At 53.0% G+C, this 15,130-nt stretch carries 8 protein-coding genes; 3 read left to right on the forward strand and 5 right to left on the reverse strand.

Going from position 1 to position 15,130, the window contains the following annotated elements; genetic code table 11:
* Positions 1-5 precede the first annotated feature (5 nt).
* Positions 6-1,208, forward strand: coding sequence for an efflux RND transporter periplasmic adaptor subunit (locus ACT53D_RS02270; protein WP_313988260.1), 1,203 nt, complete (start codon positions 6-8; stop codon positions 1,206-1,208).
* Complete coding sequence (locus ACT53D_RS02275) at positions 1,209-4,259, forward strand: efflux RND transporter permease subunit (RefSeq protein WP_476154278.1); 3,051 nt, start codon at positions 1,209-1,211, stop codon at positions 4,257-4,259.
* Between the two features lie 70 nt (positions 4,260-4,329).
* Here ACT53D_RS02275 and ACT53D_RS02280 read toward each other — a convergent pair whose 3' ends face one another.
* Together ACT53D_RS02280 and acs are read right to left on the reverse strand one after the other, a co-directional pair.
* The gene (locus tag ACT53D_RS02280) at positions 4,330-5,904 is read right to left on the reverse strand and encodes a peptide chain release factor 3 (RefSeq protein ID WP_275355729.1); all 1,575 of its coding nucleotides are present in this window, start codon (positions 5,902-5,904) and stop codon (positions 4,330-4,332) included.
* A 305-nt stretch (positions 5,905-6,209) separates the two neighbouring features.
* Positions 6,210-8,186, reverse strand: a complete 1,977-nt coding sequence (acs, locus tag ACT53D_RS02285) for an acetate--CoA ligase (protein WP_313988254.1) — start codon at positions 8,184-8,186, stop codon at positions 6,210-6,212.
* A gap of 118 nt (positions 8,187-8,304) precedes the next feature.
* Between acs and glnE the strand changes: the two genes are divergently transcribed.
* Positions 8,305-11,043: a bifunctional [glutamate--ammonia ligase]-adenylyl-L-tyrosine phosphorylase/[glutamate--ammonia-ligase] adenylyltransferase gene (gene glnE, locus ACT53D_RS02290; protein WP_476154281.1), complete on the forward strand. Its 2,739-nt coding sequence runs from the start codon at positions 8,305-8,307 to the stop codon at positions 11,041-11,043.
* A 12-nt stretch (positions 11,044-11,055) separates the two neighbouring features.
* On the opposite strand, the gene ACT53D_RS02295 is transcribed toward glnE, so the two are convergent.
* The 3 genes from ACT53D_RS02295 to dhaL all read right to left on the reverse strand — a co-directional run bounded on the left by ACT53D_RS02295 (position 11,056) and on the right by dhaL (position 15,053).
* Positions 11,056-13,125 (reverse strand): GGDEF domain-containing protein, encoded by a 2,070-nt coding sequence (locus ACT53D_RS02295; RefSeq protein WP_476154283.1) that lies wholly within the window; start codon positions 13,123-13,125, stop codon positions 11,056-11,058.
* Between the two features lie 198 nt (positions 13,126-13,323).
* On the reverse strand, positions 13,324-14,322 hold the full coding sequence (gene dhaK / locus ACT53D_RS02300; protein ID WP_476154285.1) for a dihydroxyacetone kinase subunit DhaK: 999 nt from the start codon (positions 14,320-14,322) through the stop codon (positions 13,324-13,326).
* A 101-nt stretch (positions 14,323-14,423) separates the two neighbouring features.
* Positions 14,424-15,053, reverse strand: a complete 630-nt coding sequence (dhaL, locus tag ACT53D_RS02305; RefSeq protein WP_476154287.1) for a dihydroxyacetone kinase subunit DhaL — start codon at positions 15,051-15,053, stop codon at positions 14,424-14,426.
* Between the last annotated feature and the right edge of the window lie 77 nt (positions 15,054-15,130).

Here is a 15,130-nt window from a genome sequence, read left to right on the forward strand (position 1 = left end):
TACGAATGAACAATCGGCTCATCGATCAATTGCCCCTGTTTTTGCGCACACGTATGGCTTTAGCCATTGTGGTGCTGACCTCGATCTTGATGGTCTGGCACTTTAGCACGCACTCAGAATCTGCCAGACCCAGCAATGCAGGACTGACGGTGACAGCCATCACCGTGGAAAACAAACCGCTCAATTCGACATTGGAGTTGTTTGGTAAAGTGGTTGCGCAGGAGCAGGTGCCGGTGTACGCGGACATGATGCAAGGCCGGATTACCAAAGTGTTAGTTGACGAGGGCGATCACGTCAAGGCCGGTCAGCAACTGGCGGTGGTGGATACCCAATTGGCCAAAGTGCAACGGGTACAATCGCTTGCCAGCAAGCAGCGGGCGATTGTGGCGTTTAGTGAAGCGGAAGCGGCGCTCGATGATGCCAAGAAAACGCTTGACCAGGCGCGGACTGAACGCGTCCGCGGTGAAAAAGTCGCAGAGGATGGGCTGATTTCAAAAGAGTTACTGGAGCAACGTATCCAGACCGAACAGGCCGCAGAGAGCAAGCTTAACACGGCCCGCAACCGTTTAAGGATGGCCTTATCCGATCTGTTGTCAGCCAATGCGCAGGTGGATGAAGCGGATCTCAAAATCAAACAGGCAGAGTTGGTGGCCCCGGTGTCAGGGCTGGTGATTCAAAGAAATGCGGTCGTTGGCCAATTGCTCAGTCAAACCAATCAATCCCAGTTTTTACTGGCCAAAGATGGCACGCTCGAGGTCGACATCGAAACCAGCGTTGAGGTGGCTGCGTCCTTAACGCATGGCATGCCAGTGCAGGTGAAAATCAAGGATGCAGAACGAAGCTATGCTGGCCATATCCGTAAAAAAGGCATCATGGTGCACGATGAAAACCAGATGTTGCATCTCAAAGTTGCTTTTTCCAAAGCCCCGGCGCTGAGCCCAGGACAAGCCGCCACCGTGCTGGTCACCCTGCCGCAACGCAATGCCATCCGTGTGCCAGATAGCGCCATTGCCGTAGAAGGCGACCAGTATTATGTCTACAGCGTCGAGCAAGGACATGCCAAGCGCATTGCCGTTACTATCGGGCAGCGTTTGGATGGGGAAGTGGAGATACTGTCCGGGGTCAGCCCTGGCATGCGCCTCATTGATAAATTTGCCGGGTTTATCCGCGAAGGTGAACCAGTCAACGTCATTGCGGCAGTACACTAAGTGAAATTAAAGCTTTCTTCCTGGGCGATCGCCAACCCTTTGCTGATTGCCTTGGCGACCTTCATCCTGCTTGTTTGGGGCGCGGATTGTTTCCATCGTTTGCCGGTAAACGGCATGCCCACGGTCAGAATTCCAGTGGTCTCGGTATCGATTGCGTTGCCGGGCGCCTCCTCCTCAACCATTGAGCGGCAGGTGACCATCCCGGTAGAAAATGCCGTGGCCAATATCCCGAATATCAAGCATGTCACGTCCTATATCGAAAACGGCGTCTCGGTCACGCAGATTGAGTTTCGATATGGCACCAATATCCGTACTGTGTTGTCACTGGTGCGCGAGAAAGTTGCCAGCCTACGCCGTCAATGGTCCAGCGATGTTGGAGAACCCCTGATCCAGCAGTCCGAAGATGACAATACGCCATTAATGACCTATGCCTTTCAATCCGGCACGCTTTCACTGCCCTCGCTGACGCAACAGGTAGACAAAGGCCTGGTCAGCGCTTTAATGGCGGTGGAGGGCGTGGAGAAAATTGAACGTCAGGGCGGCTATGACCGTGAAATTCACATTGAGCTGTTACCGGAGAAGCTATATGCACTCGGTGTCAGTGCCGCCACGGTGAATAAGCAAATACAGGCCTATATTGCGCAGGCTCCGGCAGGGCAGTTTAGCCTGGGCAGCAAACAGACATCGCTACGCGTGCAAGGTGATCCGCAGTCCGTGGATGCCCTGGCGCATCTGGAAATTGCTGTGGGAGAGCATCGCTATGTCACCTTGTCCAGCCTCGGCAATCTGCTTGATACCTTCAAACCCGCCCAGCAATTAACGCGGCTTAATCGTCAGCCGGCCATTGGCATTGCCATTTACAGAACGGCAAAAGCAGATGAATTAAAAGTCGCAGAGGCGATTGAGCAGGCCATACAGCGCTGGCAACAGACGCAGCCGCATATCCAGGCCGAGCGGGTGCAGACGCAGATCGACTTTACCAAAAAAACGTACTTTTCTGCCATGATGTCCTTTTTGGAAGGCGTGTTGTTGGCAGGTTTGGTGGTCTACGCCTTTTTGCGCTCCACCCGTGCCACCCTGATTGCCGCCATTGCCATTCCCCTCTCTGTGATCCCGACGTTTATTGTCATGCACTGGCTGGGGTTTTCCTTGAACTTGGTCAGCATGCTGGCCCTGTCACTGGTCTCCGGGGTCTTGGTCGATGATGCGATTGTCGAGATTGAAAACATTATCCGCCATATGGAAAACGGCCAAGCGCCTTATCCCGCCGCCATGCGCGCGGCGGATGAAATTGGCCTGGCCGTGATTGCCACCAGTTTTGCCATTATTGCCGTGTTTGTCCCGGTCAGTTTTATGGGCGGGCTGGTTGGCCAGTATTTCATTCAATTTGGCATCACGGTCGCAACGGCGACTTTTTTCTCCTTATTGGTCGCACGTTTCATCACACCGGTGATGGCCGCCTACTTTCTAAAGTCGACTCCGCCAGTGGCACAGCAAGGCCGCTGGTATCACTTTTATCAAGGATGGTTGGAACAGTCGCTCAAGCATAGACGGATCAGCCTGTTGCTAGTGGGGCTGTTGCTTCTGCTTTCGGCCAGTCTGTTATTGATCTTGCCAGCAGACTTTATGCCGCAAGAAGATAAAGCCTTTTTCATGTTGCAGGTGGAGCTGCCTGCGGAAGCACAGTTAAAACAAACCGATGCTGCGATTGAGCAGGTGACTGAAGCCTTGCTAAGCAAGCCTGAGGTTAGCAGCGTCTATTCCTGGATTGGGGGACGTGACGCCGAGACCATGGTTGCAGGACAAGTCAATCGCGCGACCCTGATAGTCAAGCTGGTGGCGCGGTCACAGCGCAACATCAGTGTCGATCAGTTCAAGCTGCAAGCGTTATATGAGTTGCGCCGCGTACCCAATGTGAGATTGAGTGCCTTAAATGAAAATGGCAGCAAGGCTTTTGGTCTGGTATTAACCGGGCATGACTCGCAACGTTTGTACCGCACTGCGCTGGCACTGGAACATGACATGCGCAAACTGCCGGCGTTTTCTAACGTGTTGTCCACGGTGCCGGCCATGAAAAGCAATCTGGTGGTGACGCCCAAGCCGCATGAAGCGGCGCGTCTGGGCGTCACCACCAGTGCGATTGCCGAGGAGCTGCAGATCGCCTTGAAAGGCGGCAGTGAAGAGCAACTGGCACATGTGTTGCTGGATAATCAGTCCGTCCCGGTCCGCTGTGCTGTCAGAGTGCCTGAACAGTCTGCGCTGGCATTCTTGCGTCAGCTGCCGGTGACGACCAATACCCAGCAGATTGTCGCGCTGGATGCTGTGGCCAATTTGGCATTGATGCATGACTATGCCAGCATCACGCGCTATGACCGTATGCCGCAAATCGTCATTTCTGCCGACCTGAATGGCATTTCCTTGGGCGATGCGATGCAGACGGTGCGGCAATTGCCGACCCTGCAGCAGTTGCCTGCGGGCATCAGCCTCAGTGAAACTGGCGATTCCGAAATGCTGAGTGAAATGTTCAGTACCTTTAGCATGGCCATGCTGAGCGGCTTGTTCCTGGTATGGATGGTGCTGGTACTGCTGTTCAGAAAGCTCTTGCAGCCCTTTACCATCATGATGGCCTTGCCCTTATCCATCTGTGGCGCGCTATTGGCGCTGGCGCTCACTCATCAGGCGCTTTCTCTGCCTGCAGTGATCGGCATCCTCATGTTGATGGGCATCGTCGGCAAAAATGGCATCCTCATTGTCGACGCCATCATTGAATGTCGCTCCGCAGGCTTGTCCAGAGTTGAGGCGATCATTGCCGCCTGCCAGCAGCGCAGCCGACCGATTATCATGACCACGATTGCCATGATTGCGGGCATGCTGCCAGTGATCATCGGCGCCGGGGCGGGGACTGGATTCCGTACGCCCATGGCTTATGCGCTGATAGGGGGGCTGGTGACCTCCACCTTGTTAAGCCTGATTGTCGTACCGCTGATTTATACGCTGATGGATGACCTTGAGCAACGCGTCAAAAGTCGTCTAAACACTGCGCACGAGTAAAAGAAAAACGCCCCGCAAGCGGTGCTTAACGGGGCGACGACAGAGGCTATACGGATAATAAAGCGATTCGCTAGGCGATTTCGCGCGTTTCCATAAACTGAATATCCGGGTAACGTTCCTGCGCCATTTGCAGGTTGACGCGGTTGGGTGCCAGGTAGACATAATCATCCGCGCTATCCAGGCCAACGTTAAAGCCATATTTATCTGCAATGGCTTTCAAATCCGCATCCGAGCCTTTGAGCCAGCGCGCGGTATAGCAGTCATAGGGCTCAAATACCATATCGACGCCGTATTCATGCTCCAGACGGTGTGCTACCACGTCAAACTGCAGCATCCCCACTGCGCCCAAAATCAGGTCATTCGACAGCAGCGGACGGAATAATTGCGCCGCGCCTTCTTCGGATAACTGTTTGAGGCCGATTTGTAACTGCTTCATTTTCATCGGATTTTTAATCCGTGCACGCCGGAAAAATTCAGGCGCAAATGACGGAATGCCAATGAACTTGAGAGCCTCATTTTCGGTAAAGGTATCGCCCAGTTTGATGGTGCCGTGGTTGGGAATACCAATAATGTCACCAGAATAGGCTTCATCCATGATGGTGCGGTCTTGCGCCATAAAGGTGATGGCGTTGTTAACGTTGAGCATCTTGCCAGTGGCGACTTGCTTGATTTTCATACCACGTTCAAAGCGGCCAGAGCACACGCGCAAGAAGGCAATGCGGTCACGGTGTTTGGGATCCATATTGGCCTGAATTTTGAAGACAAAGCCGGCAAACTTGTCTTCGTTGGCGGCGACTGCGCGTGTCGCCGTGTTGCGTGCCTGTGGCGGTGGCGATAAATCTACTACTGCATCCAGCAAGGATTGCACGCCAAAGTTGTTCACCGCGGAGCCAAAAAACACAGGCGTTTGCTTGCCGCTCAGATAGCGCTCTTTGTTGAATTCGTTGGAAGCACCGCGGACCAGCTCAATATCAACGCGCAATTCTTGCGCCTGGTAGCCAATCAGCTCGTCCAGACGTGGATTATCCAGGCCTTGAATTGTTTCAGAAGTCCCTTTTTCAGCACGGGGATCAAAGAACAGGATGCTGTCATTCACCAGGCTGTAGACGCCGCGGAAGGTCTTGCCCATGCCGATCGGCCAGGTCATGGGCGCGCATTCCATCCCCAAGGTGGTCTCGATTTCATCGAGTAACTCTATCGGTGCGCGGCTTTCACGGTCCAGCTTGTTGATAAAAGTGATGATGGGCGTGTCGCGCATGCGGCAGACATTGAGCAGCTTGATGGTTTGCGCTTCGACGCCGTTGACCGAGTCAATGACCATGACGGCCGAGTCCACGGCGGTCAGGGTGCGGTAAGTATCTTCGGAGAAGTCATCGTGGCCGGGGGTATCCAGCAAATTCACCATATGTTCACGATAGGGAAACTGCATCACAGATGAGGTAACGGAAATGCCGCGTTGTTTTTCCAGTTCCATCCAGTCCGAGGTGGCATGACGGGCGGCTTTACGACCACGCACTTCACCTGCAACCTGAATCGCGCCACCAAACCACAGCAGTTTTTCGGTGAGGGTGGTTTTACCCGCATCCGGGTGCGAAATAATGGCAAAGGTACGGCGGCGTTCAACTTCTTGCTGCAAACTGGACATGAAAAAATAGCACTTTGGAAAAAAGTGCTATTTTAACCCAGATTTTATATTGGGACTTGAAAAGGCAACGACGTGCAGTTTGATGGGTTTTTGTGCAATTTTTTTGGCAATAGTCATTCTATTGCCAAAAAAATTAAGCAGAAAAGACGCGAACTGCGCAAGTTGACATTCAAGTAGGTCTGCCGCCCAGATATAAAATCTGGGTTGGCTAATCAAACACTTAGCCGGATTATTTTCGCATGAGGAAGATCGCCACCGCTGCGAAAATAATCAGAATAATTAACCCTTCCATCGTCAGTAGACGGTTAATTCACGGCCTGTTTCAACTGTTCTAGGATGGCCGGGTTATCCAGGGTCGAAATGTCAGAGGTAATCTCTTCCCCCTTGGCCAGGCTACGCAACAAACGGCGCATGATTTTGCCCGAGCGAGTCTTGGGCAGGTTGTCGCCAAAGCGGATTTCATCCGGCTTGGCAATCGGGCCAATTTCTTTTCCTACCCAGTCACGCAATTCGGCCACGATCTTCTTGGCTTCTTCGCCTTCTGGGCGCTTGCCTTTCAGTACGACGTAAGCCACCACAGACTCACCTTTGATCGGATGTGGTTTGCCGACCACGGCAGACTCGGCGACCAAATGGTTGGCGACCAGTGCAGACTCGATTTCCATGGTACCCAGGCGGTGGCCGGACACGTTCAATACGTCATCAATGCGGCCCATGATGGTGAAATTACCAGTGTCAGCGTCACGCACGGCGCCATCCCCCGCCAGGTACAGGTTGCCACCCAGTTCAGCCGGGAAATAGCTGGCTTTATAACGTTCGGGATCGTTGTAAATGGTGCGGATCATGGAGGGCCACGGCTTTTTAATCACCAGTAGACCGCCATTGCCCCAGGCAATGGCTTTGCCGGTTTCATCTACAACGTCGATATCAATGCCAGGGAAGGGCAGGGTGCAGGAGCCTGGCACCAGTGGGGTCGCGCCTGGTAGCGGGGTTATCACATGGCCGCCGGTTTCGGTTTGCCAGAAGGTATCGACAATTGGGCAGCGATTGCCGCCCACTTGTTCGTAATACCACATCCAAGCTTCGGGGTTGATGGGCTCGCCGACGGTGCCCAGCAAACGCAGGCTGGCTAAATCGAAATGGTTGGGGTGCGTGGTAAAGTCGGTTTCACCGGCTTTGATCAGGGAGCGGATCGCGGTGGGCGCGGTGTAGAACACGCTGACTTTGTGGCGCTGAATCATTTCCCAGAAACGCCCTGCATTCGGATAGGTCGGAATACCTTCAAACACAATCTGGGTCGCCCCCATGGCAAGCGGGCCGTAAGCGACATAGCTGTGACCGGTGATCCAGCCCACATCGGCCGTACACCAGTAAATATCGTTGGGCTTAATATCAAAGGTCCAGCGCATGGTGTTCATGGCGTGCAGCAGATAGCCCGCCGAGCTATGTTGTACGCCTTTGGGTTTACCGGTCGAACCTGAGGTGTAGAGCAGGAACAACGGATGTTCTGCGTCCACCATCACCGGCTCACAAGTATCGGCTTGGCCTGCAATCAGGTCATGCCACCAGACACAGGTGCTATCCCAGGCGACGTCCATGCCGGTTTTCTTGAACACCACCATATGGCGGATGCTGTCACAGCCGCCCATGGCAATGCCCTCGTCGACTGCTTGTTTGAGCGGCAGCGTTTTACCGCCACGGTATTGGCCGTCTGAGGTAATCACCGCCACCGCGCCAGCATCGATAATCCGCTCATTCAGGCTTTTGGCAGAAAAGCCGCCAAACACCACTGAGTGAATAATGCCCAGACGGGCACAGGCCTGCATGGCGACCACGGCTTCAATGCCCATGGGCAGATAGATAATGACGCGGTCACCCTTGACCAGCTTGAGTGACTTGAGGCCATTCGCAAACTGGCAGACCTGGTGGTAGAGTTCTTTGTAGCTCACACTGCGCACATCGCCGTTATCCGCCTCAAAAATAATGGCGGTTTTGTTGGGGATGGTTTGCAGGTGCTTGTCCAGGCAGTTGGCGGACACATTTAACTCGCCATCTTCAAACCATTTGTAGAAGGGGGCATGGTCCTGATTAAGTGTCTTGGTAAACGGTTTGTGCCAGATTAATAGCTCGCGAGCCAGTTTGGCCCAGAATCCTTCGTAATCCTGTGCCGCTTCCTGGCACAGGCGTTGGTATTCCTCCATGCTGCCGATCGCGGCCTGGCTTGAAAACTCTTTGCCCGGCGCGAATACGCGGTGTTCATGAAGTACAGATTCGATAGACATAGCGTCCCCCAAAAATCAATGTCAAAAAATGAAAGTGTGAGCGAACCTCAGGTGTTATTATTTTGGTTCTGATTGACAAACTCTCCGAGCACACATCCCGTTACTAGAGCCACAGCCCATGCAACAGCTTGCCCAAATTCTAACAGAAAAGCAGGTCGCGTCTACAGAGGCCGCCTATTTGCTGCATGCGGCTGCTTGTAGCCCCTTTTTTGCCAGATTCGTTACAAAACATCCAGATTTTGTAACTGATCTGTTAGATAACTTATATAAGACATATAAGACTCAAGATGTCAAAGATCTGTTTTTAATTGAAAAAAATAGTGAAGAATCTGTTTTTCTGCAACAAATCCGCTTGATCAGGCAGCGCTTGATGGCACATTTGATCGTGCGTGACCTGAATGGTCTGGCGGATTTTGCCGAGGTGGTGGAAATCACAAGCGCGCTGGCCGAGTCGGCAATTGCTGCGGCTATCACCTTCTACCACGCCCGCCTGGCTGATATCTATGGTCAGCCTTGCTCAGCCAAGGGCGCGCCGCAGCAACTGATCGTGGTCGGCATGGGCAAACTGGGCGGGCGTGAATTGAATGTCTCCTCTGATATAGACCTGATTTTTGCCTATGAAGAAGAGGGTAACACCAACGGAGAAAAGTCCATCAGTAACCAGGACTTTTTTACGCGGCTGGGTAAAAAGGTCATTGTGGCGCTGGATGAAGTCAGGGCGGAAGGCTTTGTCTTTCGCGTGGATATGCGCTTGCGCCCGTTTGGCTCGGAAGGCGCGCTGGTTTGCAACCTCGATGCGCTGGAGGATTACTACCAGAATTATGGGCGGGAGTGGGAGCGTTACGCCTGGATTAAAGGCCGGGTTGTCCATGGGCCAGACGCTGCACTGACCAGGCTGATCAAGCCGTTTGTGTTCCGCAAATATCTGGATTTTAACGCTTATGCCTCCATGCGCGACCTCAAGCTGCAAATTCAGCGCGATGTGCTGCAGCGCAAGCTCTCGGACAATATCAAGCTGGGGCGGGGCGGCATCCGCGAGGTCGAGTTTATCGCGCAGTTGTTCCAGCTGATCCGTGGTGGTCAAGTGCCGGATTTGCAAATCAAGCCGACGCTGGCGGTGCTCGATTGTTTGGCGATGCGCGGCATGTTGCCCGCAGACGAAGTCTCTGCGCTCAAGCAAAGTTACGTCTATCTGCGCAACCTAGAGCATAGACTCATGTACATCGACGATCAGCAAACTCAGGATTTGCCTGAGTCTGAGACCTACCGTGGTTACTTGCTGCAGATGCTCAAGCAGCCGGACTGGTCCAGTTTTATAGTCGAACTCAATTTGCATAGAGACCGCATACAACGTTTTTTTGATGAAACCTTTAAGGACGAACAGCAACAGGATTTACAACAGGAAACGGCTGTTTGGCAAGGGACGCTGAGTGCCGCTGACAGTGAGCAATGGCTGGCTGCGCAAGGCTATACGCGTGGCAGCGATATCGTGCATTTGTTGCAGCAGACGCGGGCGAGCCAACGCATCCAGCAATTGCCCGAACAAAGCCGTCGCCGGCTGGATCAACTGATGCCCTTACTGTTGCGGGAAGCTGCACAGCAACAGAGTACCTCGCCGGATACCGCACTCATTCGTACGCTGGACTTGCTGGAAAGTATTTGCCGCCGTGCCAGCTATCTGGCCTTGTTGGCAGAGTTTCCTGATGCCCTGTCGCTGATCGTCAAACTGTGTGCCGCCAGCCCTTGGATTGCACAGTATGTCTCTGCCCACCCCATTTTGCTGGATGAGTTGCTCAATAAGCAGACCTTGTTCAAGCGATTGGATGCCGCCCAATTGAAAACCGAGCTGCTAAGCCAGATGCAAGCCTTGCACGGCGATGTGGAAGCGCAAATGGATGCGATGCGACATTTCAAGCATGCCAGCGTGCTTAAAATTGCGGCACAGGATGTGATGACAGCGTTGTCGCTGGAGGCGATTTCGGACGACTTAAGCGCACTGGCCGACGTGATCTTGCAGGTCAGTGTACAGACCGTGTGGCAAAACCTGGCGATCAAACACCGCGATACGCCCCAGTTCGCCGTGATCGGCTACGGCAAGCTGGGCGGCAAAGAATTAGGCTATCTCTCGGATCTGGATATTATTTTTCTATATGAAGATGACGCGGAGCAGGCCCCGGAGGTCTATGCGCGCTTTGCTCAGCGCCTGAATACCTGGTTTAACACGCTGACCAATGCCGGCTTGCTGTATGAGACCGACTTGCAGTTACGCCCAGATGGCAATAGTGGTTTGCTGGTCAGTACGGTGGCCGCGTTCAGGGAGTATCAGCATCATAAAGCCTGGGTATGGGAGCATCAGGCACTGACGCGTGCACGTTTTGTGGCGGGCTTGGATCACATCGGCGCGGCCTTTGAACAGATCCGCCGTGAGATCATCGTGCAGCCACGAGATGCAACTGCGCTCAAGCAAGATATTGTGCACATGCGCGAGAAAATGCGCGAAGCCCACAAGTCCAAGCTTGGCCGCTTTGATCTCAAGCAAGGGCCAGGCGGCATTATTGATGTCGAGTTTATGGTGCAATATCTGGTGTTATTGCACGGGGCTAAGCATCCCGGCCTAGCCGAAAATATTGGCAATATCGGCTTGCTGGAGCGCTGTGCCGAATTGGGACTGATTGACTCTGCAACCATGGCAGAAGCGGTTGCCGCAGCCTACCGTGAATACCGGAGACTGATCCATCACACCAAGTTGCAAGGGCAAGATGCCATTGTTGAAGATGCGGAATTACTGCCGCAGAGAACCGTGGTCAAGGCACTTTGGCAGAAGTTACTGGGGCAGCAGTTACTGGGCCAAGTCTGACTGAGAAACGCGTTATTCGCCTGCATTCCAGGCTTGCGCATCTGTGACGGGTGGTTGCCATTGGCTGTTGTAGCAAATTACCCGGTTACGTCCGGTTTGCTTGGCCTGATAAAGGGCCAGGTCGGCATGCTTATAAAGCAATTCATAGGCATAAATCGTTTTATTCGCGCACGAAATGCCTATGCTGATCGTCGTGCTGAATTCATGGCCGCCCTGTGGGGTAAAAAAGCGTAACTCTGCGATCGAGGTACGGATGCGTTCAGCAATCACGCGCGCCTCTTCAGCTGTTGTGGCGGGTAAGACCACGGCAAACTCTTCACCGCCCAGTCTACCCAGCAAGTCCTTGTCGCGGATGGCATTTTCAATCGTCCGTGAACAGGCAATCAGCACCTGGTCGCCTTGCGGATGGCCGTAAGAGTCATTGATCACTTTGAAGAAATCAATATCCAGCATTAGGAAGCACAGTGGTGCACCGATATGGTCTGCTTGTTGCAGTATGGCTTTGGCACGGTTATAAAAAGAGTGGCGGTTGGGGATTTGCGTCAGGCTGTCTATGGTAGCCTCTTTTTCCGCTTTGTCTTTTGCCTGCTGCAACGCCCGGGTTCTGATTTTTACTTGATCTTCCAGCGAATGGTTCAGGCGTTGCATCTCATTGCGGTATTGTTGCAAGCTGCCAGACATGCTTTTGAACATCCTCGCCAGCTTGCCAATCTCGTTTTGCAACTTAAAGGGCAAGGGTAGGGTGTGGTTGGTGATTTTTTCATACTGCTGCGCTTCAATGGCGCTGGAGGCCGCCATAAACGTCTCCAGCGGTTGAATGACTTTTTTCTTCATCACCAGATACAGCATGATCAGCTCTATCACCAATGCCAGTACACTGACAATCAGGATAAATCTGGCGGCACTCATGGACGGTGCAGACAATAAAGATTTTGGGTAGACCGTGACAAACCACCAGCCAGGGCCTTCTATTTGTGTGGCTGCCAGAAATGCGTCATCATCCTCAACAATAAAATAAGCCTGCTGCCTGTTTTTGATGGATTGCGTCAGCACCTGAAACTGCTGGCTCAAATGCCCGTCTTTGAGGTCAGGGATCATCAGCATGCCCCGTGTACGGTTCATTTCTGTCTCTTTGGCCGGGTGCGCAATCAAGCGCCCATCTTCGCGGAAGATAAAATTGTAGGTCCCTGACAGATGGTCATTAAACACGCGGTCAAACAGGGCATTGAGCAAAATGTCATGCCCCACATTAAGCGTGTTTGTCTCAGTAATATCAATAGGGGTCTCCAGTGACACCATCCATTCATTGGCGGTCGGGTCAAAGTAGAGGCCAGTCCAGACACTCTTGCGCTCAGGATTGCGCTGCCGGGTGGTGATGTAAACCCACTCTTCAGTGAGAACATCCAGTTTGCTGCTGGCGTTGTCAGCCCAACGCATGCCTGGCCAGTACACAATATTGACATTTTCTGGCATGGAGACATACAAGTTGGCAAACTGCTTGGTCCACGACGTGCCAAAGTGATCGACCATGACATACGACAACAGTAATTTCTTCCTGAAATCCTCATTGGCAATCGGGGCCTTGGCGCCGATATATGCGGTGACGTCTTTGCTGATCAGGCCGGATTGATTATAAAAGCCATCGTAGGCTTTTTTTTGCAGGTGTATGGTGTGGTCTGGCATGCGCTGGAAGACTTGCCAGAAGAAGCGGTCATTGTAGAAAAAATCTTGTTGCCAGTGCGCGAGAAAGGTGGCCCTGAAAATCTGGTGATTGGACTCGGCCAACTTGAAAATGGCACTTTCACGCTGGCCGCGTTCATGGATGTAATGTTCGAGGCCATCAATGGTGGAGGCCACCAGCGTTTTGTAGATGTGCCAGTAAGTGAGCGCACTGACCGCGACGATGACGATGCTGACCCTGATCGCCATTTGCAACATGACATCCAGCGTCAGCGATTGTTTGTGGTTGAGCAGGCGCTTCATCAGGCGGTCCAGTCTGATTTGCTGAAAAATGAAGCTGAGACTGAATCTGAATTCAGGAAGTCCGCCACAGGTTTGTTGCTGCCATGCATCATCACTCAAATATACTGCTTTTGTTTATTGTTATGTCCACACTGATATGAACAGTGGATTTGCATCCCTTGGATTAACATACACCTGCCGCAAGCAGGAAGCAATCATAATGTGCGAGAAAATGGCGATTTAAAATAAATTAATGCAGTTGCCTTTGCTGCCTGTGAGCGGACTGACTATGGTCAGCGTTTAAGGTAGCTAATCGGGTTAGCAGCCCCAGCGCAAGCCAGCGGTATGCACTGGGCTGTCCCAGTGCTTTAGGATTTCCTGATCCAGCAGGCAGACAGTGATTGAGGCGCCTGCCATGTCAATGGCGGTGGTGTAGTTGCCAACCAGGCTGCGGGTGACTTGATAACCTTTGGCTCTCAGTTGTTCTGCGGCTGCGTGATAAATCAGGTATAACTCCATTAGCGGTGTCGCGCCCAGGCCATTCACCAAAAGCAGGATATCGCCCGCACCAGGCAGTTGCTTGGCTTCAATATCATGCACAATCGCGGCGACCATGTCCGTGACGATGGCGTCTGCTGCACGCATGGCTTCACGGCGGCGACCTGGTTCACCATGGATGCCTACCCCCATTTCAATTTCAGCTTCAGTGATATCGAAAGTGGGTCTCCCTGCCGCAGGAACCGTGCAGCTGGTCAGGGCGACGCCTATGCTGGAAGTGCGTAGATTGATTTTATCGCCAAGCGCCTTGCAGGCGGCGAGGTCAGCGCCGCTTTCCGCCAGGCTGCCGACGCATTTTTCGACAATGACGGTGCCTGCCACGCCGCGGCGACCTGAGGTATAGGTGCTATTGACGACGGCACAGTCATCCGAAGTCAGCACCGTGGCATGCTCAAACGGCAGCATTTCAGCCGCCATTTCAAAATTCATGACATCCCCGGCGTAGTTTTTCACGATAAACAGCACGCCTTTATCCGCATGCACCGCGTCGGCTGCCGCCAGCATCTGATCTGGGGTAGGTGAGGTGAATACCTGGCCTGGACAGGCGGCATCCAGCATGCCTTTGCCCACATAGCCCGCGTGCAAAGGTTCATGGCCTGAACCGCCACCGGAAATCAGCACGACCTTGTTTTGTGCTTTTTGTTTGCGGCTGACAAAGGTCGGCTCAAATTGCACTTGCACCAGCTCGCGATGTGCAGTAGCAAAGCCAGCCAGACTTTCAGTCAGCATCTGGTCAACCTGATTTAAAAATTTTTTCATTTTTCGCTCCGTGATTAAAACCGTGCACAGCTGGCTAAGCTAAGCCTGATACCCAGTGCCGCGTAGAGGGGTGAGTGGGGCAAACTTGATCTGTAATGCCCTTAACCGGCAAGCACGAGATCGCACACTGCATGAATCATGACTTGGCAGCTTTTTGCCCCCGCATCGAGATGACCAATGGCGCGCTCACCCAATCCAGCCGCGCGACCTTTGGTGGCCAGCATATTGCGCGTGGACTCAAGACCTTCACTGGCTGTCTTTTTCAGGGCGGCTGCAATTTCCGGGCGGGTGTGGCCTTGTTCTGCCATGTGTTTAAAGGTCTGGGCGACGGGTACCAGCACATCCAGCATGGTTTTTTCACCGGCCTGGGCTTTGCCCCGTTGCATAATGGCTTGTACACCAGCGTCAAATGCGGCGGCAAGGTGGTTGATGCTGATTGCTTCACTGGTTTTAAGCGATTTGCCCATGGCCATAAAAAAGCTTGCAAATAACGGCCCAGATGCCCCGCCTATGGTGCTCAGTAATTTCATGCCAATTTTATTCAGGGCATCAGATGCGTCTAGGCCATTGAGTTCGTTTGCCAGTCCTGCAATCGCTTCACAGCCACGCTTCATATTAATGTAGTGATCACCATCGCCTATTTCGCGGTCCAGGCATTCGATATCCGCTTCATGCGCAACAATTGCCTCGCGTATCGCCGAGGCATAACGATTGATAGAGTTAGTATCCATATCTCTGTCTGTCAGTTAGAAAGTTTGTAGGTGCATGTTACTCACAGCCATCGGGCTCGGCAAGCTGGCTGAGAGAG

The organism is Methylophilus sp. DMC16 (genome assembly GCF_056314045.1).